Source organism: Pseudomonas sp. R3-41 (assembly GCF_054161485.1).
The window spans coordinates 5,144,497-5,167,016 of the sequence record NZ_CP096421.1 but is presented as its reverse complement, the minus strand read 5'-3'; the positions used below and the strand labels follow the sequence as shown (position 1 = coordinate 5,167,016).

Below are 22,520 nucleotides of genomic sequence, written 5' to 3'. Positions count from 1 at the left end.
TTGCTCCCGCTGGGGCGCGAAGCGGCCCCTGTTTTGGGTCTGCTGCGCAGCCCAGCGGGAGCAAGCTCCCTCGCCACAGAGGGGCTGGAATGGCGCGCTTTTCTATCTCATATGCACCTGGGTCCTTTCATGCGCATCAAAGTTCATTGCCAGAACCGCATCGGCATCCTCCGGGACATCCTCAACCTGTTGGTGGAGTACGGCATCAACGTCGCCCGGGGCGAGGTCGGTGGCGAGCATGGCAACGCGATCTACCTGCACTGCCCGAACCTGATCAACATCCAGTTCCAGGCGTTGCGTCCGAAATTCGAAGGGATTGCCGGGGTGTTTGGCGTCAAGCGCGTAGGACTGATGCCCAGCGAGCGTCGGCACATGGAGCTCAACGCCTTGCTCGGCGCCCTGGAGTTTCCAGTGCTGTCCATCGACATGGGGGGTTCCATCGTCGCGGCCAACCGGGCGGCGGCGCAGTTGCTCGGGGTGCGGGTCGACGAGGTGCCGGGGATTCCCTTGTCACGCTACGCCGAGGATTTCGACTTGCCGGAACTGGTGCGCGCCAACCAGTCGCGCATCAACGGCTTGAGGGTCAAGGTCAAGGGCGACGTGTTCCTGGCCGACATCGCGCCACTGCAATCGGAACACGACGACAGCGAAGCCATGGCCGGTGCGGTGTTGACGTTGCATCGGGCCGACCGCGTGGGTGAACGGATCTATAACGTGCGCAAGCAAGAGTTGCGTGGCTTCGACAGCATTTTCCAGAGCTCGAAGGTGATGGCGGCGGTGGTCCGTGAGGCCCGACGCATGGCACCGCTGGACGCGCCGCTATTAATTGAAGGCGAAACCGGCACGGGCAAGGAACTGCTGGCCCGGGCTTGTCACCTGGCGAGCCCGCGTGGGCAATCGCCCTTGATGGCACTCAACTGTGCCGGGCTGCCGGAGTCGATGGCCGAGACCGAGCTGTTCGGCTACGGCCCCGGTGCATTCGAAGGGGCGAGGGCCGAAGGCAAGCTCGGCCTGCTGGAACTGACCGCTGGAGGAACGCTGTTCCTCGACGGAGTCGGGGAGATGAGCCCGCGCCTGCAAGTGAAACTGCTGCGCTTCCTGCAGGACGGTTGCTTCCGGCGTGTCGGCAGCGATGAAGAGGTGTATCTGGACGTCAGGGTGATCTGCGCCACCCAGGTGGACTTGTCCGAACTCTGCGCCCGAGGCGAATTTCGTCAGGATTTGTACCACCGCTTGAATGTGCTTTCGCTACACATCCCACCCCTGCGCGAATGCCTCGATGGCCTGGCACCGCTGGTGGAGCATTTCCTCGACCAGGCCAGCCGCCAGATCGGCTGTGCACTGCCCAAGCTGGCGCCGGCGGCCATGGACCGCCTCAGTCATTACCATTGGCCGGGCAACGTCCGGCAATTGGAAAACGTGCTGTTCCAAGCGGTTTCCTTGTGCGATGGCGGGAAGGTGAAAGCCGAGCACATCCGCCTGCCGGACTACGGCGTGCGCCAGCCCCTTGGCGATTTCTCCCTTGAGGGGGGCTTGGACGAGATCGTTGGGCGTTTCGAGAAAGCGGTGCTGGAGCGCTTGTATTCCGAACATCCCAGCAGCCGGCAACTGGGCAAGCGGCTGGGGGTTTCCCATACGACCATTGCTAATAAATTGCGCGAATACGAAGTCGGCAAAACCGAGCCATAGTTGCTTGCTCTCGGTGCTCATGCGGCCTTATCGCGAGCAGGCTCGCTCCCACAAGATTACTGATTGCTCACAAATCATTGGAGCACTGGAGGTCCAATGTGGGAGCGAGCCTGCTCGCGATGACGGCAGAGGCCATTACCCAAGGAAAAGCATTGCCACGAACCGGCACAACACCGCCGGTTTTTCGTCTTCGATACCTTCCCCAAATCCCTTCCAGAACCCTCAAGTCCTTTGTTTCCAGGACCCAGGGGCGCCAGAAAAAAGTTGGTCTGCAAATTGCTTAAGGCTGTGCAACACAGCAGTGGGCGGCAAACGTCCGGCATGCAGAGGAACGACAGTGGACAAGTACCTTTATGTGGCAATGACCGGCGCCAGCCAGAACGCACTGGCGCAGCGGGCCCATGCCAACAACCTGGCGAACATCTCCACCAATGGTTTTCAGAAAGACCTGGAGCAGGCGCGCTCGATGCCGGTGTTCGGCGACAGCTTTCCGGCGCGGGCGTTTGCCCTCTCCGAGCGTCCTGCCACCGATTTCACCCCGGGTGCGCTGATCGAGACCGGTCGCGATCTGGACGTGGCGGTCAGCGGGCCGGGCTGGATGGCCGTGCAGAACCCCGATGGCGGTGAGAGCTACGTGCGCACCGGCAGCCTCAATGTCGACGCCCTGGGCGTGCTGCGGGCCGGCAACGGCATGCCGGTGATGGGCAATGGCGGTCCGATCGCCGTGCCACCCGAGCAGAAAATCGAAATCGGCCAGGACGGCACCATCAGCATCCGCGCCATGGGCGAAGGCCCGCGGGTGATGGCGGAAGTGGACCGCATCAAGCTGGTCAACCCAGACCTCAGGACCATGACCAAGGGCCTGGACGGCTCGATCCGGACCAAGGACGGCCAGCCGGCGCCCATCGACGGCAACGTGCAATTGGTGTCCGGGTTCCAGGAGGCGAGCAACGTCAATGCCGTGGATGAAATGACGTCGGTGCTGGCCCTGGCCAAGCAGTTCGAGCTCCACGTCAAGATGATGAACACCGCCAAAGAAGGCGATGAAGCCATGGCTCGGGTCTTGCAGATCTAACTATTAATTACAGCGTCGCGCCGAAAAACAGGCGTACGAGGAGAATCGAATGCTTCCGGCTCTTTGGGTTGCCAAAACAGGTCTGTCCGCCCAGGACACCAACCTTTCCACCATTTCCAACAACTTGGCGAACGTCTCGACCACGGGTTTCAAACGTGATCGCGCCGAGTTCCAGGACTTGCTCTACCAGGTAAAACGCCAGCCAGGCGCCCAATCGACCCAGGACAGCGAATTGCCGTCGGGCCTGCAAGTGGGTACCGGTGTGCGCATTGTCGGCACCCAGAAAAACTTCAACGCCGGCAGCCTGCAAACCACCGAGCAGCCGCTGGACATGGCCATCGACGGCCGCGGTTTCTTCCAGATCCTGCAGCCGGACGGCACCACGTCCTACACCCGTGACGGTACCTTCCACCTCGACTCCAACGGCCAGATCGTCAACGCCAGCGGTTTCGCCCTGGAACCGGCCATCGTCATCCCGAACGATGCCCAGACTTTCACCGTGGGCCGTGACGGCACCGTGTCCATCACCGTGGCAGGCAACCCGGCCGCCCAGGTTATCGGCAACCTGCAGACCGCCGACTTCATCAACCCGGCCGGCCTGCAAGCGGTGGGCAACAACCTGTTCCTGGAAACCGCTGCCAGTGGCGCGCCGCAAGTCGGCACCCCAGGCTTGAACGGCTTCGGTACCACGCTGCAGAACACCCTGGAAACCTCCAACGTGAGCACGGTCGAGGAGATGGTCAACATGATCACCACCCAGCGTGCCTACGAGATGAACTCCAAGGTGATCTCCACCGCCGACCAGATGCTCTCGTTCGTTACGCAGAATCTGTAACCGCGTCGTCCGTCATTACGTAGACAGGGCGGCCCCAGGGTCGCCTGCAACACCAAGAGGTAGGGTCATGAAACGCTTCGTATCTGTTCTGGCACTGAGTGGGATTACCGCACTCGCGGGCTGTGTTGCGCCAACGCCACGGCCCAATGACCCGTATTACGCTCCGGTGTTGCCGCGTACGCCGTTGCCGGCTGCCGCCAACAATGGTTCGATCTACCAGGCCGGCTTCGAGCAGAACCTGTACAGCGACCGCAAGGCCTTCCGGGTCGGTGACATCATCACCATCACCCTGAACGAGCGGACCCAGGCCAGCAAGAACGCCAACTCGCAGATCGACAAGACCAGCGAGACCAGCGTCGGCCTGACCTCGCTGTTCGGCTCCAGCCTGACCACCAACAACCCGATCGGTGGCGGCGACCTGAGTCTCAATGCCGGCTACGGTTCCGATCGATCGAGCAAAGGCGACAGCCAGTCCGGCCAGAGCAACAGCCTGACCGGCTCGATCACCGTGACCGTCGCCGATGTGTTGCCCAACGGCATCATCGCCGTGCGCGGCGAGAAGTGGCTGACCCTCAACACGGGCGATGAGCTGGTGCGTATCGCCGGCATGGTTCGCGCCGATGATATTTCCACCGACAACACTGTCCCATCGACCCGCGTGGCCGATGCGCGCATCACCTATTCGGGCACTGGTGCCTTTGCCGATGCGAGTCAGCCAGGTTGGTTCGACCGTTTCTTCCTCAGCCCGAAGTTCCCTTTCTAGGTGGCCCAGTTGAATCTTAAACAGCTGTTGATCGGTGCCCTGATGATGTCGGCGGCCTTCACCGCTCAAGCCGAGCGTCTGAAGGACATCGCCAGCATTTCCGGCGTGCGTTCCAACCAGTTGATCGGCTACGGCCTGGTCGTGGGCCTGAACGGCACCGGTGACCAGACCACCCAGACCCCGTTCACCCTGCAGACGTTCAACAACATGCTGTCGCAGTTCGGCATCAAGGTGCCGGCCGGCTCCGGCAACGTGCAGTTGAAGAACGTCGCGGCGGTATCGATCAGTGCCGATCTGCCGGCATTCGCCAAGCCCGGCCAACAAGTGGATATCACCGTTTCGTCGATCGGTAACTCCAAGAGCCTGCGTGGCGGCACCTTGTTGCTGACGCCGCTCAAGGGGATCGACGGTAACGTCTACGCCATTGCCCAGGGCAACCTGGTGGTGGGCGGTTTTGACGCCGAGGGTCGCGACGGTTCGAAGATCACCGTCAACGTTCCGTCGGCCGGTCGCATCCCGGGTGGTGCGTCGGTGGAGCGTGCGGTGCCGAGCGGTTTCAACCAGGGCAACAGCCTGACACTGAACCTCAACCGTTCCGATTTCACCACGGCCAAGCGCATCGTCGACAAGATCAACGACATGCTTGGCCCAGGCGTGGCCCAGGCCATCGACGGCGGTTCGATCCGCGTCACCGCGCCACTGGATCCGAGCCAGCGCGTCGACTACCTGTCGATCCTGGAAAACCTCGAAGTCGATCCGGGCCAGGCGGTGGCGAAAGTCATCATCAACTCCCGTACCGGCACCATCGTGATCGGCCAGAACGTCAAGGTTTCCCCGGCCGCCGTGACTCACGGCAGCCTGACCGTGACCATCACCGAAGACCCGATCGTCAGCCAGCCGGGGCCATTGTCCAACGGCCAGACCGCCGTGGTCCCGCGTTCGCGAGTCAATGCCGAACAGGAAGCCAAGCCGATGTTCAAGTTCGGCCCGGGCACGACCCTGGATGAAATCGTCCGGGCGGTGAACCAGGTCGGCGCGGCGCCGGGCGACTTGATGGCCATTCTTGAAGCCTTGAAGCAGGCCGGCGCGTTGCAAGCCGACCTGATCGTGATTTAAGGAAAGCGGTCATGGTGGATATGCGCAAAGGCGCCTTGATCAGCGGGGATTCGGGGTCCTACTCGGACCTGAATCGCCTGAACCAGCTCAAGGTCGGCGACAAGAACAGCGAAGGCAACCTGCGCAAAGTGGCGCAGGAATTCGAGTCGCTGTTCCTCGGCGAAATGCTCAAGTCCATGCGTTCGGCCACCGAGGCCCTGGGCAAGGACAATCCGATGAACACGCCGGAAGCCAAGCAATACCAGGAAATGTACGACCAGCAGTTGGCCGTTTCCATGTCCCGCGAAGGCGGTGGTATCGGCCTGGCCGATGTGCTGTTGCGCCAGATGTCGAAGAACAAGCCTTTGGTGTCCGGCGAGGCGGCGACATTGTCGGCTGCCAAGCAACAAGAGGCGCAGGACACAGTCACCAAGGCACCGGTGCCGACGCCAGTGGCGGCCGGGACCCTGCCTACCGATGGGCCGTTGTCGCGTACCAGTGGCCAGCGTCCGTTGTGGGCCTCGCGGGCCGTGAGCGCGCCGCAAGGGGCCGAGGGCGTCCACCGTAACGACATGGAACTGCTCAACCAGCGGCGCCTGGCCCTGCCACCGAAACTGGCTGACCGCCTGCTCGCCGGGTTGGTGCCTTCGGCTGCGGCCAATGCCGATGCCCCTGCGCAGAACCTGCTGCCGGATCGCGCCATCGCCGCCATCGCCGCCGTCAAGCCGGCCACCGGCGAACTGGCCAATGGCGACTGGCTGGCCGCGCTCAAGGCGTCCGAGCCCAAAGGCGACATGCAGGTCTATGGTCGCGCCGTGGCCCAGCCACCGCTGGCGCCAGCGCGCAAGGCCTTCCGCGATGCCGATGAATTCGTCAATGCCATGCTGCCAATGGCCAAGGAAGCCGCCGACCGCATCGGTGTCGACCCACGTTACCTGGTGGCCCAGGCCGCCTTGGAAACCGGTTGGGGCAAATCGGTGATGCGCCAGCCCGATGGCAGCAGCAGCCACAACCTGTTCGGCATCAAGGCCAGCAAGAATTGGACGGGCGATTCGGCGCGGGCGATCACTAGCGAATTCCGCAATGGCGAGATGGTCAAGGAGACGGCCGAGTTCCGTTCCTACGCCTCGTACCGCGACAGTTTCCATGACTTGGTCAATCTGCTGCAAAGCAACAGCCGCTATCAAGAAGTGCTGAAGTCGGCCGATAAACCGGAACAGTTTGTACGCGAGTTGCAGAAGGCCGGTTACGCCACCGACCCGAACTACGCCAGCAAGATTTCGAACATAGCCCGGCAGATGACGAGTTACCAAAACTACGCATCGGCTGGTGCCACCACGACTTTATAAGGTCTGAACCATGAGTTTGCTCAATATCGGGATGTCGGGTCTGTCCGCAAGCCAGACCGCACTGGTGACCACGGGTAACAACATCGCCAACGTCGATACCGCCGGGTATTCGCGTCAGCAGACCGTGCAGACCACCAAGGCGTCAAACCAGTACGGCAACGTGTTCATCGGTTCCGGCACGACCCTGGCCGATGTGCGCCGGGTGTATAACTCGTATCTTGAAGCGCAACTGAAGACCACCACCTCGCTCAACAGCGATGCGGCGGCCTACCAGGGGCAGATCACGCCGCTTGACTCGCTGCTGTCGGACAGCGGCACCGGCCTCAACGGCGCGCTGACCAAATTCTTCGCCTCGGTGCAGAACGTCAACGCCAAGCCGGGCGACGATGCGTCCCGCCAGTTGCTGCTCAGCGATGCTCAAGCCCTGAGCAACCGTTTCAATTCGGTTGCCAGCCAGCTGACCGCGCAGAACGAAAACATCAATGGCAACCTGTCGAACATGGTCGACCAGATCAACAGCCTGGCCACCACCGTTGCCCAGTTGAACAAGAAAATCGCCGAAGTCTCCAATTCTGGAGGCGCGCCGAACGATTTGCTCGACGCGCGCAGCGAAACCATTCGCCAACTGTCGACCTTCACCGGCACCCAAGTCGTCGAGAACGGCAGTAGCCTGGACATCTACCTCGGTTCCGGCCAGCCGCTGGTGATGGGCAACATCACCAATAAACTCGAAGCGGTGCCGGACAAGAACGATCCGGGGCGCATCGGCATCCAGCTCAACAGCGGCTCCAGCGTCATGGACCTCACCCAGGTGATGACCGGTGGCGAGATCGGTGGCCTGATGCGCTACCGCAGCACCGTGCTCGACCCGGCCATGAACGAGCTGGGCCGCGTGGCCCTGGTCGTCGCCGATCAGATGAACAGCATCCAGGCCTCGGGCATCGACAAGAACGGTGCGTTTGGTTCCAACCTGTTCAGCAGCATCAACAGCGCCGCGCAGATGAGCCAGCGCAGCGTCGCCTCGCTGGGCAACAGCGCAGGCTCCGGCAACTTCAATGTGTCCATCGAAGACACCGGCAAGCTGACCACCAACGACTACAAGATCACCTTCACCAGCGGCACCAACTACACCGTACAGCGCCTGCCTGATAACACCTCCCTGGGCGCGTTCAGCACGACGACCACGCCAGCGCCGGTCGTCGATGGCTTCTCGCTGACCTTCGCCAATGGCACTGCGGCCGCCGGCGATTCGTTCAAGATCACCCCGACCCGCAACGCGGCGGGCAGCATCAAGACCGAGATGACCGACTCCAAGCGGCTGGCGATTGCTGCCCCGCTGGGCGCCGCCATCACGCCGGGCGGCAGTGGCACGCTGACCATTCCGGCCAGCGGCCAGCCGACCATGACGACGAAGCTGGACATCTACGACGAGGCCACCACCAGCATCATCCAGAACGGCATCAAGAATTCCATGCCGGTCAAGGTGGTGTTCGGCGCGACCTCGACTGATGGCACGAGCCAGGCTTATCAGTTGCTCGATGCCAAGGGCGGATTTATCAGTGGCGGCACGATCAAACCCGGTCAGAGCAACACCCTGAGCCTGAGTGTTCCGCTCAAGGATGCCAGCGGCAACCCGATCATGGATTCGTCCGTACCGCCGGTGCAGCGTACTGTCGCGTTCGACATGTCCATCGCCGGCGCGCCATCTAATGGGGCGGGCATCGACATTAGCCTCAGCCAGCCTGGCACCCTGGACAACCGTAACGGTAACGCGCTCGCGGGCTTGCAGACCGCCAAGACCGTCGACACCGGTGCCGCCAGCAAAGGCATTTCCCTGAACGATGCCTACGGCAAACTGGTTGAAGGCGTCGGCGCCAAGGCTGCCCAGGGCAAGCTCGACAGCGCCGCCACCGGTGCAATCCTGGACAATGCCAAGAACGCCCGCGATTCGTTGTCCGGCGTGGACCTGGATGAAGAAACCGGCAACCTGGTCAAGTTCCAGCAGTACTACACCGCGTCTTCGCAGATCATCAAGGCTGCGCAGGAAATCTTCAGCACATTGATCAACAGTCTTTAAGGAGCCGTAGCCCATGCGCATTTCTACTTCTCAGTTCTACGAAAGCACGGCTGCGAACTACCAGAAAAACTTCGCCAATGTGGTCAAGACCAGCGAAGAGGCCAGCAGCCTGGTGCGGGTGAACACCGCCGCCGACGACCCGGTGGGGGCTTCGCGTCTGCTGCAACTGGGTACACAGGCTTCGATGCTGGCCCAGTACGAAACCAACACCAACACCATCAAGGCAACCCTGGGCACCACTGAGGCGGTGATGAACAGCATCGGCAACGTGCTGCAGCGCGCCAAGGAGTTGGCTGTCGGTGCCGGCAACGCCGGTTACACCGACGCCGACCGCCAGGCCAACGCTTCAGAGCTGGCGCAGATCGAAGAACAATTGCTGAGCCTGATGAACAGCAAGGACGAAAACGGCAAGTACATCTTTGCCGGTTCCAAGGGTGACACCATCCCGTTTACCCGCAACACCGATGGCAGCTACAGCTACAACGGCGACCAGGTGACGCTCGACCTGCCGATCGGCGACACCATGTCGATGGCCACCAACAGCACTGGCTGGGAAGTGTTCCAGCAGGCCGTCAATACCAGCCGCAGCCAGGTCACCCGCACCGCGCCGCCGGTGGATGACGGACGCGTGGTCTTGTCCGACGGCCAGGTGTCGTCCAGTGTCAGCTACAACAGCAAGTTCCGCAGCGGAGAGCCGTACACCGTTGAGTTCACCAGCGGCACGCAACTGAAAATTACCGACGCGCTCGGCAATGACGTGACCGCCGAAGCCAGCCAGGGTGGCGCGTTCGACCCTAACAGCAAGAGTGGGCAGGCGGTCCAGTTCCGTGGTGTGGAACTGACCCTGAACATCAATCTGCAAGCGGGTGACGTCCCGGGCACCGTGTTGCCAGGCCATACTTTCACCCTGGCTGCCAAGCCGGACACCTTTGTTCCGATGCGCAGCCCCGGCAACCCGACCGCAGTGCAGATCACCGGCAGCGAGATCACCGATCCGGTGGCGTACCACGCCAGTTTCCCTACCGGGGCGGCCGTGTTGAAGTTCACCAGCGCCACCGATTTCGATCTCTACGCAGCACCGCTGACGGCTAACAGCCAACCCGTATCCAGTGGCACCCTGGCTGGCAACGTCGCAACAGCGTCGGGCGTTAGCTTTACCCTGAACGGTACGCCAGCCGCAGACGATCAGTTCAGCATCGCGGTCAACACCCACGAAACCCAGAACGTCCTGGACACCGTGAATCAGTTGAAGACCGCGTTGAGCACGCCGACTAACAACGATCCTATTGCGCTGCAGAAGCTGCAGGCTTCGCTGGCGTCCGGTATCGGCAACCTGGCGAGCGGCACCGATCAATTGTCCAGCGCCCTGAGTTCGGTGGGTGGTCGTGGTGCTGCTCTGGATACCCAGAGCGATACCAACCAGAGCTTGATCCTGGCCAACAACCAGACCCAATCGTCGATCCGCGATTCCGATGCGGCCGAGGTGATGACCCGCCTGACGTTGCAACAGACCATGCTGCAAGCCTCGCAACTGGCGTTCAGCAAGATCGCCCAGTTGGGTCTGTTCAACAAGATCTGAGCCGGTATCGACCGAGCCGCCAACCGTCTTTTTTTAAGCGGTTTCGGGGCTCCGACCTGAAAAGGCCGGAGCCCGCCGCTCGAGAGTTTTAACCGTGAAGTCACTTCCCCTCGTCAGCATCGTCATTCCTGCCTATAACCCTCGGTTTTTCGACCAGGCACTGCTCAGTGCCCTGACCCAGACCTACGAACACATCGAGATCATCGTTTGCGATGATTCGCCTGGCGATGAGATTCGCCAGATCCTCGAATCGTTCACTGAACCGTCCCATCCGATCCGCTATTTGCGAAACCCACAGCGACTGGGGCTTCAGGGCAACCTGTTGCGCTGTGTCGAAGAGGCCAGCGGTGAGTTCATCAAGGTGCTGTGCGATGACGACCGGCTATTCGCACCGAGCATTGCAATGCAGGCCCAGGCGTTGATGGATCATGCTGACGTGAGCGTGGTGTTTGCGCTTCGGCTGTTGTGCGACGCAGGTAACTTCATCTTGCCACCTCGGGTGGATAACTGCCGCTTCTCGCCGAATGACGCCTTGCTCAAGGGCGACGACATGCTGGCGATTTTTGAGAAAACACCTACTAACTTTATCGGTAATTTCAGTTCCGCCCTGATGCGCCGGGCCGATGTGCTGGAGTTGTTGCCCGCCCTGATTCAGGACGGTGCCGGTTTTGTTGCGGTGCTCGATTTTGCTTTGTTTGTCTGCTTGATGCGACGCGGCAACCTGATTGCCTTGAATACCGTGTTGAGTATCGAGCGTCTCTACCCGGAGCGTTTAAGCAAGACCCCGGAAATGCTCAAGGCTGCCAGATTAGAATGGGAATGGCTGGCGCAGATGCTTGTTGCGCGCAGCGGTGAAGCGGCTCCAGCCTCGGGTTGGGTGCGCTGCATCGATTTGAATAAAATCACTGACCAGCCTCATGCCTGGCAGGAGCTCTGCGTAACCCGCGTGCTGGGCAACCGCAATACCGTCGTCAATGGTCGGGTAGGCGCCCAGAGCGAGAGCTATGCCGAGTTCTACCGTGAATGGCTGTCGAATCGTCGTTTCAGTGAGGTCGAACGATGTGTCATGCCTGCGCGCATCGACAGTTGGCCGTTGCGGCCGAACATCGTGCCCATTGTCATCGACGGTGCCGGTGACGATGTGGCATTGGCGTCCACGCTGCGCAGCATAGACGGCCAGCTCTATCCGGCCCAGGCTGTCGTGGTGCTTTCCGACGCCCGTTGCGAGGCCAATGACCGGGTGTTGCAGTTGCCCTATCAGCCCGATTGGGCGCGGCAACTCAATGCAATTGTCCCGCAGTTGGAGGGCGCGCATTGGTTTTATCTGTTGCGTGCTGGCGACACTCTGCGTGACTCGGCATTGTTGATCCTGGCCGAACGCGTGGCCGGGAAACCGGGAATTCTCTGCGCTTACAGCGATGAGGGCGCACTGGTAAACGGCGAGTCCATCGAGCCGGTATTCAAGCCTGATTTCAACCTCGACCTGATGCGCGCCTATCCCTACGTCGGCCGGGCCCTGGCCTTCGAGCGTGAGCGTTTCATGACCGTGGGCGGTTTCGACCCGGCCCATGGCGAGCTGGCACCTCACGATTTGCTCTGGCGGTTGGTAGAAGAGGCTGGCCCGCAGACCATCGAGCACATTGCCGAGATTCAGGTGGAGTCGACGCTGAGCTTCGCCCAGTGGTTGTCGTGGCCGGGGGTTATCGAGGGCAACGCCCCTATGGTCGGCGCACACCTGGCGCGCATCGGCGCACCTCATGATATTCGCCAGGATGTGCTGCCGTTGATCAATCGCATCGACTACCGATACGGCATTCGTCCCTTGGTGTCGATCATCCTGCGCACGGGGGATTCGTTGAAAGCCTTGCAGCGCTGCTGCGAAAGCCTGATCGAGCGCACGGCCTATACGCATTATGAAATTCTGATAGTGGATAGCGGCGTCAGGGATCCTGCCATGCTCGGCTGGCTGGCGGACATGGCGCAGTTGGGCGCAAGCATGCTGCGCGTGCTGCGTTACGCCGGTGACGACAATGAGGCGGCGGTGCGTAACTTCGCCGCGGGCCAGGCCCTGGGCGGCTACTTGTTGCTGCTTAGCCCACAGATGGTCATTTGCGAAAGTGATTGGTTGGACGAACTGATCAACCATGCCGTGCGCCCGGAAGTCGCGGTGGTCGGCGCAAGGATACTCAGCCCTCAGGGTACGATTGTCGGCGCAGGGCAGATCCTCGGGTTGGCCGGACCGGTGGGGTCACCGTTTTATGGCGAGTCCGCGACCTCGCGTGGCTACATGCAGCGTCTGCACACGACCCAGAATTGGAGTTCGGTCAGCAGCGACTGCCTGATGGTGCGCAAGCAGGTGTTCGAAGAGCTCGATTGTCTTGATGAGGCGACGTTCACCCAGGGCCTCAGTGACGTCGATTTGTGCCTGCGCATAGGTAAGGATGGCTATCTGGTGGTCTGGACGCCTTACGCCAGCGTCATGCAAGCGACCGGGCAATCGTCAGCCCAGCCGGAAGAAGCGTTGCAGGAACGCGAGCGTGAAGTTTTCTATCGCAAATGGCTGCCGCAGATTGCTCGTGACCCGGCTTACAGTCCTTCCTTGAGCCTGGGGGCTTCCAGCTTCGGTCTGGAACCCTCGCTACGCAATAACTGGAACCCGTTTTGCACCCGTACATTGCCACTGGTACTTGGTTTGCCAGTCAATGCCACAGCAGTTGGTCATTATCGCGTCACGGCCCCCCTGGCTGAGCTTGAAGCTGCCGGTCGAGTGATTGCTCGGGTGGCCTACGAGTCGCCTTCGACCGTTGAAATCGAGCGACTGTCTCCAGATGCCATCGTGTTGCAGGGGCGCTACAGCGAAGGTGCTGCTGGCGACATTCTACGAATGAAGAAGTATTCCGGCGCTTTTAGGATTTTTGAACTCGACGACTACATCGTAAGCGCGCCCAAGAAAAATACCCACACGCGCAACAAACCGGTCAACACCGAGCAGATGCTGCGCGAGGGTATCGCGTTGTGTGATCGCGTGGTAGTGACAACTCAACCGCTGGCGGATGCCTTATCCTGCATGCACAACGAGATCCGCGTGGTGCCTAACATGTTGCGACCCGAGCCATGGGCCCGGTTGAGCAGCCGGCGCGGAACATCCTCCAAGCCACGGGTCGGCTGGGGCGGCGGGACCAGCCACAGCGGCGATCTGGAAATCATTGCCGACGTCGTCCGCGAACTTGCCAATGAGGTGGAGTGGGTGTTCTTCGGGATGTGCCCGGAAGTATTGCGCCCCTACATTCATGAGTTCCACGCCTCCGTCGGATTGCAGACTTACCCGTTCAAACTGGCCAGCCTGAACCTCGACCTGGCACTGGCACCGCTGGAGTTCCATATCTTCAACGACTGCAAGAGCAATCTGCGCTTGCTGGAGTACGGCGCCTGCGGCTACCCGGTGATCTGCACCGACACCAAGGCCTACGACGGCTTCCTGCCGTGTACCAAGGTACGCAGCAACAGCACCGAGGAATGGATCGCGGCAATCCGCATGCACTTGGCCGACCCTGACGCCAGCTACCGCATGGGCGATGAACTGCGCGAAGCGGTGTTGCGCGACTACATGCTCAGCGGCAAGAACCTGCAACATTGGTTGTGGGGTTGGTTGCCGGACTAGCTCTGACAAAACTTGGATCAATGGCGACTTTAGTCGCCTTTTTTTCGCCTCAATCTCCATGCCCACAAGCCGATAAAGGCAGATGAGTTTTTTTGATCGCGAGCGGTTTTATCCAATGCTGCTTGAAAAAATACCCGTTTTCTCAACAGAGCAAGGAAGAAGCAAATGGCAGTGATAAATGGAACGAGCGGCGTGGATACACTGGCCGGGAGCAGTGATGACGACGAGGTCTATGGATTGGCCTCTAATGATGTACTCCTGGGTAGCGCTGGGGCGGACAGGCTGGATGGGGGGACGGGGGCCGATACGGTGGATTATTCCGCTTCGACGGCTGGCATCGACATTGATATTCGCAACGGTGTCGGCCGGGCTGGTGTCGGTGGTGATGCCGAAGGCGATACGCTGGTCGCTATCGAAAAAGTTATCGGTACGGCATTTGATGACACTTTCACGAGCGCGATTGGTGGCCCTACTTTTGAAGGCGGCGCCGGTAACGATGTTTATAACGTCGCCACAAGTGGCGTGAAAATAATTGAGCAAGACAATGGTGGCATCGACGAGCTGCGTACCAGCTGGAAGTTGATGACCATGGACCCCTTCATTGAAAACATGACCTACACCGGCAGCACAGACTTTACCGGTTACGGCAACGCCAGCGACAACATCATCACCGGCGGCGTGGGCAACGATGTGCTGTTCGGTGGTGACGGCGCCGACCAGTTCTTTGGCGGCGCGGGGCTGGACGTGGCCGGTTATACCGACAGCAAGGTGGCGGTGAATATCAACCTCAAGACGGGTGTTCACTCGGGCATCGCCACTGGCGATACCTTTACCGACATCGAAGTGATTCGTGGCACAGGTGCTGCCGATACCTTCGTGGCGGACGGTCGGGCGATTGGCTTCGACGGCGGCGCGGGCATCGACACGGTGGATTACTCGACGTCGGCCGAGGCGATCAATGTCGATATTCGGGCCTATAAAGGCTTGCCTGGGATTGGCGGTGATGCCGAAGGCGACACGCTGGAAGGGATCGAAAAGGTTATCGGTACGGCGTTCAATGACACGTTCACCAGTGCCTGGGGAGCCGTGACGATGGAAGGCGGGGCAGGGGACGATCTCTATACCGTCAATACCAGCGGCAACAAGACGATCGAGTTGGCTGACGGCGGCTACGACGAGGTACGCACTAATCAGGCCACCTTCACCCTGAACCCGTTCATCGAAAAACTGACCTACACCGGCACAGCGACGTTCACCGCGTACGGCAACGCCAGCGACAACATTATCATCGGCGGCGTGGGCAACGATGTACTGTTCGGTGGTGACGGCGCCGACCAGTTCTTTGGCGGCGCGGGGCTGGACGTGGCCGGTTATACCGACAGCAAGGTGGCGGTGAACATCAACCTCAAGACGGGTGTTCACTCGGGCATCGCCACTGGCGACACCTTTACCGACATCGAAGTGATCCGCGGCTCGAATTTGAACGACACCTTTGTGGCGGACGGCCGGGCGATCGGTTTTGACGGCGGCGCGGGCATCGACACGGTGGATTACTCGACGTCGGCCGAGGCGATCAATGTCGATATTCGGGCCTATAAAGGCTTGCCTGGGATTGGCGGTGATGCCGAGGGCGACACGCTAGAGGGCATCGAAAAGGTCATCGGTACGGCGTTCAATGACACGTTCACCAGTGCCTGGGGAGCCGTGACGATGGAAGGCGGGGCAGGGGACGATCTCTATACCGTCAATACCAGCGGCAACAAGACGATCGAGTTGGCTGACGGCGGCTACGACGAGGTACGCACTAATCAGGCCACCTTCACCCTGAACCCGTTCATCGAAAAACTGACCTACACCGGCACAGCGGCTTTCACTGCTTACGGCAGTGTCACCGACAACATCATCGTCGGCGGCGCAGGTAACGACGTGCTGTTCGGCGGTGACGGCGCCGATCAGCTCTTCGGTGGCGCGGGGTTGGATGTGGCCGGTTATACCGATAGCAAGGTGGCGGTGAACATCAACCTCAAGACGGGTGTTCACTCGGGCATCGCCACTGGCGACACCTTTACCGACATCGAAGTGATCCGCGGCTCAAGTTACAACGACACCTTCGTGGCGGACGGTCGGGCGATTGGCTTCGACGGCGGCGCGGGCATCGACACGGTGGATTATTCCACTTCGACCGAAGCGATCAATGTCGATATCCGCAATTACAAAGGCCTGTCAGGTACCGGCGGTGATGCCGAGGGCGACACGCTGGAGGGCATCGAAAAGGTCATCGGTACGGCGTTCAATGACACGTTCACCAGTGCCTGGGGAGCCGTGACGATGGAAGGCGGGGCAGGGGACGATCTCTATACCGTCAATACCAGCGGCAACAAGACGATCGAGTTGGCTGACGGCGGCTACGACGAGGTACGCACTAATCAGGCCACCTTCACCCTGAACCCGTTCATCGAAAAACTGACCTACACCGGCACAGCGGCTTTCACTGCTTACGGCAGTGTCACCGACAACATCATCGTCGGCGGCGCAGGTAACGACGTGCTGTTCGGCGGTGACGGCGCCGATCAGCTCTTCGGCGGCGCGGGGTTGGATGTGGCCGGTTATACCGATAGCAAGGTGGCGGTGAACATCAACCTCAAGACGGGTGTTCACTCGGGCATCGCCACTGGCGACACCTTTACCGACATCGAAGTGATCCGTGGCTCAAGTTACAACGACACCTTCGTGGCGGACGGTCGGGCGATTGGCTTCGACGGCGGCGCGGGCATCGACACGGTGGATTACTCGACGTCGGCCGAGGCGATCAATGTCGATATTCGGGCCTATAAAGGCTTGCCTGGGATTGGCGGTGATGCCGAAGGCGACACGCTGGAAGGGATCGAAAAGGTTATCGGTACGGCGTTCAATGACACGTTCACCAGTGCCTGGGGAGCCGTGACGATGGAAGGCGGGGCAGGGGACGATCTCTATACCGTCAATACCAGCGGCAACAAGACGATCGAGTTGGCCGATGGTGGCTACGACGAAGTGCGCACCAACCAGGCCAGCTACAGGATGGATCCGTTCATCGAGAAGTTGACCTACACCGGCACGGCCGCTTTCACCGCCTATGGCAACGCTAGCGAAAATATCATTATCGGGGGCGCCGGCAACGACGTGCTGTTCGGCGGTGACGGAGCCGACCAGTTCTTCGGTGGCTCGGGGCTGGACGTGGCCGGTTATACCGACAGTAGCGAGGCCATGTACATCAACCTCAAAACCGGAGTTTATTCGGGTATTGCAGTTGGTGATTCCTTTACCGGCATCGAAGTGATCCGCGGCTCAAGTTACAACGACACCTTTGTAGCGGACGGTCTGGCGATTGGCTTCGATGGTGGTCTGGGAATAGACACGGTGGATTACTCGACGTCGGCCGAGGCGATCAATGTCGATATTCGGGCCTATAAAGGCTTGCCTGGGATTGGCGGTGATGCCGAGGGCGACACGCTGGAAGGTATCGAAAAGGTTATCGGTACGGTGTTCAATGACACGTTCACCAGTGCCTGGGGGGCTGTAACGCTGGAAGGAGGGCTCGGTGACGACGTCTACATTGTCAACACCAGCGGGAACAAGACGGTCGAGCTGGCCGATGGCGGCTTCGACGAAGTATTTACTAGCCAGGCCATCTTCACCATGGACCCGTTCATTGAGAAGATGACCCACACTGGCACGGTGGCATTCACAGGGTACGGCAACACCGGCGATAACATCATCATCGGTGGTGGCGGTAACGATGTACTGTTCGGCGCCGCTGGTGCAGATCAACTCATCGGCGGTGCAGGCGTTGATGTGGCCAGCTATGGTGACAGTCGGGTAGCGGTCACTCTCAACATGACCACAGGCGTCCATACAGGCATTGCGGCTGGGGATACCTATCAGGAGATTGAAACGCTACGAGGGTCGGGCTTTAACGACACCTTCATTGGCGGTTCGCAAGCGATGGGCGTGGATGGCGCGTTGGGAACTGATCTGGCCAGCTATGAACAGTCCTCCAGTGCGGTGACCATCGACCTGACAACCAATGTGAATGCCGGTGATGCGGCGGGCGATACGTTTACCGCGATCGAGATCTATCAGGGCTCCAGCTTCGATGACACCCTGTTGGGCTCTGCTAAAGCCGACATTTTTATTGGCGGTGCGGGCGCCGATGTGATCGATGGTCGCGATGGTGTGGACCAGGCCTGGTACATCAACAGTGCTGCCGCAGTGGATATCAACCTTCAGACGGGTATTCACCAGGGAGGCGACGCCCAGGGCGATGTGCTGACTAACATCGAGCGGGTCATGGGTAGCCAGTTCAATGACTCCATGACAGGAGACAGCCAGGCTAATTGGCTGGAGGGCGGGCTGGGCAGCGACACCATCTACGGGGGCGATGGCGCCGATTACATCTATGGCGGCTTGTACACGGCTACGGGCCCGATGCTTCCCGGTAGCTCGACCAACGTTGCCCAGGCCGACCAGCTCTATGGCGGCCTCGGCAATGATGCGATCACCACGGCCAGCCTGGACACCGGAACAGTGGCTTATGGCGAGGCTGGCAACGACGGTATCGCGGTGTTCAGTGGCACTGCTGACGGTGGGGCCGGCAACGATATTCTGTTGGGCAAAGGGGATGGTTTCCGCTTATTGGGCGGGGCAGGCGATGACACTTTGACTGTCGCCGAAGGTGGTCAGGGGTTCGTCAATGGAGGCCAGGATGACGATACTTACGTCATTGATACTTACGGCCAGGTCACGATCAAGGATGACGGCACAGGAGGATTTGACCGGGTGATGCTGAACGGAATGGAGTCGATGGACACGATAACGACCGTACGAAGTGGCAATGATGCCTATATCTTCAACACCTCCAGCTACCATTCAGGCCGACCTCTTTCGGACATGGGCGTGAAGCTGCAGGACTGGTACGCGGGCTTCAACACCATCGAGCAGTTCCATACGTCCAATGGAGATGTCTTTACGATCCCCGCATAACACCTGCGCATGCTCCCCCTTGCCCGGGGAGCTTGATCAAGAGCAAGGCTATAGGAGCGCCTCTGGGTCTTATTGACCCAGAGGCGTTTTTATTTGCCCGCAGCTTGGGCGCAATCTTGCGCAGGCGAGTCCTGCCGTAGGCGGGCTGTCTGGTGCGGAACTTGCAGCCCAGCGCAAAGCGCTCGAAGAGCGTCAAGTTTCCATACGGCCTCTGTCATCAAGTCAGTATTGACTGGTGACATGGATGTCATAAAAACCAAGGGATGGATAACAGTTGAAAACCCCTAAGGCTGTCAGTGCGCCTGTTGTCGCGCCTCCATTGAAATCGGCATTGCGCCGGGGGCTGATAGGCGCCGCGCTGTTTTCCGGGGTAATCAATATCCTGGCGCTGATTGGCCCGGTGTTCATGCTAGAAGTCTACGACCGAGTCATCCCCAGCCAGAGCGTCCCGACCCTGGTCGCCCTGGGCCTGCTGGCGCTGGGGGTTTATGCGCTTTCGGGCCTGCTGGATATCATTCGCTCCCGAGTCATGGTGCGAATTGCTTCCTCGCTGGATCTGGCGCTGTCTTCGAGAGTCTTCAACGTGATTGCCCGCGCTTCACTGAAAACGCCGATTACCGGAGACGCTTTGAAACCGGCCCAGGAGCTGGACCAGATCCGCAGTTTTATTGGTGGTCCGGGACTTGTGGCATTTTTCGATTTGCCGTGGATGCCGGTTTACCTCGCGGTCTGCTTTTATATTCACCCGCTCTTTGGTCTTTTAACCGTCGGCCTGATGATCATCCTCATCGGTCTGACCCTGATCACTGACCGGCAAACCCGTAAACTGATGCAGGCGTCGACCGATGCGTTGAACAAGCGCAATCACCTGGGTCAGCAAGCACACCAGAACGCCGAAGCGCTGATGGCCATGGGCATGTTGGCCAATACGTCGACTATCTGGCAGAAGAATCACAGTACCTTCATCACCCTGCAACGACGCTCGATCGACATCGGCGGTTTTTACGGTGGCATTTCCAAAACCTTGCGCCAGGTCGTTCAGTCGGCCGCCCTGGCCTTGGGGGCATGGTTAGTGATCCAGGGCGACTTGAGCGGCGGCACGATGATCGCGGCCTCGATTATTGTGGCGCGGACCCTGGCACCGGCGGAGCAGGTCATTGCCTCGTGGCGCAGCCTGTTGGGTGCCCAAATCGCCTGGAAGAAGCTGCTGGAAGTGTTCTCGCTGTTCCCGGATGCCCAGAGCAAGACCGAGCTGCCCGCGGCCCATCGCAACTTGCAGGTCGAAAGTGTTTTCGCCGCGCCGCCCGGCGCGCAGCGCCTGACCTTGCAAAATATCAATTTCATGGCCGCCGCGGGCACTGCCGTGGGGGTGGTGGGGCCGAGCGCATCGGGCAAGTCGTCATTGGCACGGGTCCTCGTCAACGCCTGGGCACCGGCTCGTGGGCATGTCCGGCTCGATGGCGCGCCGCTGGATCTGCTGACCGAACAAGCTCGAGGCAATTTGATCGGTTATCTGCCGCAAAGCGTTGGGCTGTTTACCGGAACCGTCGCCCAGAACATCGCCCGGCTAGACCCTTCGGCACCGGACAGTGCGATTGTCAGCGCAGCACAATTGGCTGGGGTCCATGAGTTGATTCTGCAACTGCCCCAAGGCTATGAAACCCAAGTGGGAGAAGGTGGGGTCAACCTCTCGGCCGGTCAGCGACAACGGGTGGCACTGGCCAGGGCCTTATTCGGTGATCCGTTCCTGGTGGTGCTGGACGAGCCAAATTCAAACCTCGATGCCGAAGGTGAACAGGCGCTGGCCAAGGCCATCCTGGCGCTCAAGGCCCGTGGTGCCATCGTGGTGGTAATTGCCCATCGCACCAGTATCTTGTCGGTGATCGACCAAGTGCTGATTCTCGAAAACGGCATGCAGGCAGCTTTCGGTCCCAAGGATGTCGTTCTTAAAAGGCCGCCTGCGCCAGCTCCCCGGCCCGCCAGCAATGTCGTGGAATTGGGAGTACCCAACTGATGCAGACCGATCAAGAAGCCAATCTGACCGATTCTTTATCCCGTCATCTGCGTTGGGGGGCGGTGTCATTGGTGGTGCTGCTTGGCGGAGGGCTGACCTGGGCGTCGAGCACCAGCCTGTCCGGCGCGGTCATCGCCACGGGCGTGGTCGCCGTGGAAGGCAGCGTCAAGACCGTCCAGCATCCTACCGGCGGCGTCGTCGCCGAACTGCTGGTGAAGGAAGGGCAGACAGTCGCGGCAGGGGACGTGTTGTTGCGGCTCGATGCCACATTGCCTGCCGCCAGTCAGGCCATCGTCAGTAAATCGTTGAACCAGGCCTGGGCCCGTTTGGCTCGCCTGGAGGCCGAGCGGGACAATGCCAGCGAAGTGACGGTGCCAAAAGAGCTGCTGAGTCGTATGAGCGTGGAAGAGGCCAAGACCGTCATGGCCAGCGAGCAGCAACTGTTCATCGACCGCCGCGCTTCCCGGGAAGGCCAGAAGAAGCAACTGCGCGAGCGTGTCCAGCAACTCAACGAAACCATTGCCGGCCACGACCTCCAGCAAAAAACCAAGCTTGAGGAAATCGAACTGATTGATAGCGAATACCAAGCTGTCAAAAAGCTGTTCGACAAAGGCATGATGACCCTCGACCGGGTTAACGCCCTGGCTCGAGGTATTGCCCGCTTGCGCGGAGAGCGGGGACAGTTGATGGCGTCCATTGCCGAGGCCCGGGGCAAGATCGCCGAAACCGAGTTGCAACGACTCCAGGTTGACCAAACTTTCCGCAGTGAAGTGTCTCAAGAGCTGAGGGATTTGCTGGCCCGTCAGGGCGAGTTGATCGAGCGGGAGATCACGGCCAGTGATCAGCTCAAACGCATCGACATCACCTCGCCGATTGCCGGGCGCGTGCAGCAATTGGCCGTGCACACAATCGGTGGTGTGATCTCACCGGCCGAGGGGCTCATGCAGATCGTACCCGCCGACGATGAACTGCTGGTGGAGGCGAAAATCAGTGCCCAGGACATCGACCAACTAACGGTCGGGCAATCCGCGACCTTGCGCTTGAGTGCGTTCAACCGCAGCACCACGCCGGAACTGACCGGCACCGTGGTGCGGTTGTCCGCGGATCTGATTCAGGATGAGCGCACCGGGGTAGGGTTTTATCGGGCAGGTATCAAGATTCCTCAAAGTGAATTGGCAAAACTGCAAGGGCTTGCCCTGGTGCCGGGAATGCCGGTTGAGTCAATGATTCAGACCGGCTCCAGAAACGTCATGTCTTATTTGCTTAAACCAATCAGCGACCATGCCCAGCGAGCATTCAGAGAGGGCTAGTTTTTAACGCTGAGTGGCTTGGCAAGGTTATGAACGCTAGAGCTTCCGATA

Annotated in this window: 12 protein-coding genes; all 12 read left to right on the top strand. The window is 60.2% G+C overall.

From position 1 onward, the window contains the following. The first annotated feature begins 129 nt into the window (after positions 1-129). The 12 genes from M1D99_RS22150 (at position 130) to M1D99_RS22095 (ending at position 22,469) form a co-directional block, all read left to right on the top strand. The gene (locus M1D99_RS22150) at positions 130-1,689 is read left to right on the top strand and encodes a sigma-54-dependent transcriptional regulator (protein WP_434571704.1); all 1,560 of its coding nucleotides are present in this window, start codon (positions 130-132) and stop codon (positions 1,687-1,689) included. Between the two features lie 337 nt (positions 1,690-2,026). After that, positions 2,027-2,764 (top strand): flagellar basal body rod protein FlgF, encoded by a 738-nt coding sequence (locus M1D99_RS22145; RefSeq protein WP_186704642.1) that lies wholly within the window; start codon positions 2,027-2,029, stop codon positions 2,762-2,764. Between the two features lie 49 nt (positions 2,765-2,813). Then, positions 2,814-3,599 carry a flagellar basal-body rod protein FlgG gene (gene flgG / locus M1D99_RS22140; protein ID WP_053120245.1) on the top strand — a complete coding sequence of 262 codons (786 nt, stop codon included), beginning with the start codon at positions 2,814-2,816 and terminating at the stop codon, positions 3,597-3,599. Between the two features lie 67 nt (positions 3,600-3,666). Next, positions 3,667-4,362 carry a flagellar basal body L-ring protein FlgH gene (gene flgH, locus M1D99_RS22135; RefSeq protein ID WP_186704643.1) on the top strand — a complete coding sequence of 232 codons (696 nt, stop codon included), beginning with the start codon at positions 3,667-3,669 and terminating at the stop codon, positions 4,360-4,362. A gap of 42 nt (positions 4,363-4,404) precedes the next feature. Then, on the top strand, positions 4,405-5,478 hold the full coding sequence (locus tag M1D99_RS22130; protein WP_207966038.1) for a flagellar basal body P-ring protein FlgI: 1,074 nt from the start codon (positions 4,405-4,407) through the stop codon (positions 5,476-5,478). Positions 5,479-5,489: 11 nt separating this feature from the next. Next, positions 5,490-6,806, top strand: coding sequence for a flagellar assembly peptidoglycan hydrolase FlgJ (flgJ, locus tag M1D99_RS22125; RefSeq protein WP_458130777.1), 1,317 nt, complete (start codon positions 5,490-5,492; stop codon positions 6,804-6,806). Positions 6,807-6,816: 10 nt separating this feature from the next. Beyond that, positions 6,817-8,883, top strand: a complete 2,067-nt coding sequence (flgK, locus tag M1D99_RS22120) for a flagellar hook-associated protein FlgK (protein WP_458130776.1) — start codon at positions 6,817-6,819, stop codon at positions 8,881-8,883. A 13-nt stretch (positions 8,884-8,896) separates the two neighbouring features. Beyond that, positions 8,897-10,462: a flagellar hook-associated protein 3 gene (locus M1D99_RS22115; RefSeq protein ID WP_458130775.1), complete on the top strand. Its 1,566-nt coding sequence runs from the start codon at positions 8,897-8,899 to the stop codon at positions 10,460-10,462. Between the two features lie 94 nt (positions 10,463-10,556). After that, positions 10,557-14,123 carry a glycosyltransferase gene (locus M1D99_RS22110; RefSeq protein WP_458130774.1) on the top strand — a complete coding sequence of 1,189 codons (3,567 nt, stop codon included), beginning with the start codon at positions 10,557-10,559 and terminating at the stop codon, positions 14,121-14,123. A 165-nt stretch (positions 14,124-14,288) separates the two neighbouring features. After that, a complete protein-coding gene (locus M1D99_RS22105; protein WP_434571695.1) occupies positions 14,289-19,145 on the top strand; it encodes a beta strand repeat-containing protein in 4,857 nt (1,618 codons plus the stop codon). 274 nt (positions 19,146-19,419) lie between these two features. Next, positions 19,420-21,159, top strand: a complete 1,740-nt coding sequence (locus M1D99_RS22100; RefSeq protein ID WP_434571693.1) for a type I secretion system permease/ATPase — start codon at positions 19,420-19,422, stop codon at positions 21,157-21,159. Beyond that, complete coding sequence (locus M1D99_RS22095) at positions 21,159-22,469, top strand: HlyD family type I secretion periplasmic adaptor subunit (RefSeq protein ID WP_434571691.1); 1,311 nt, start codon at positions 21,159-21,161, stop codon at positions 22,467-22,469. The genes M1D99_RS22100 and M1D99_RS22095 overlap by 1 nt, the downstream gene beginning before the upstream one ends. The last annotated feature ends 51 nt before the right edge of the window (positions 22,470-22,520 follow it).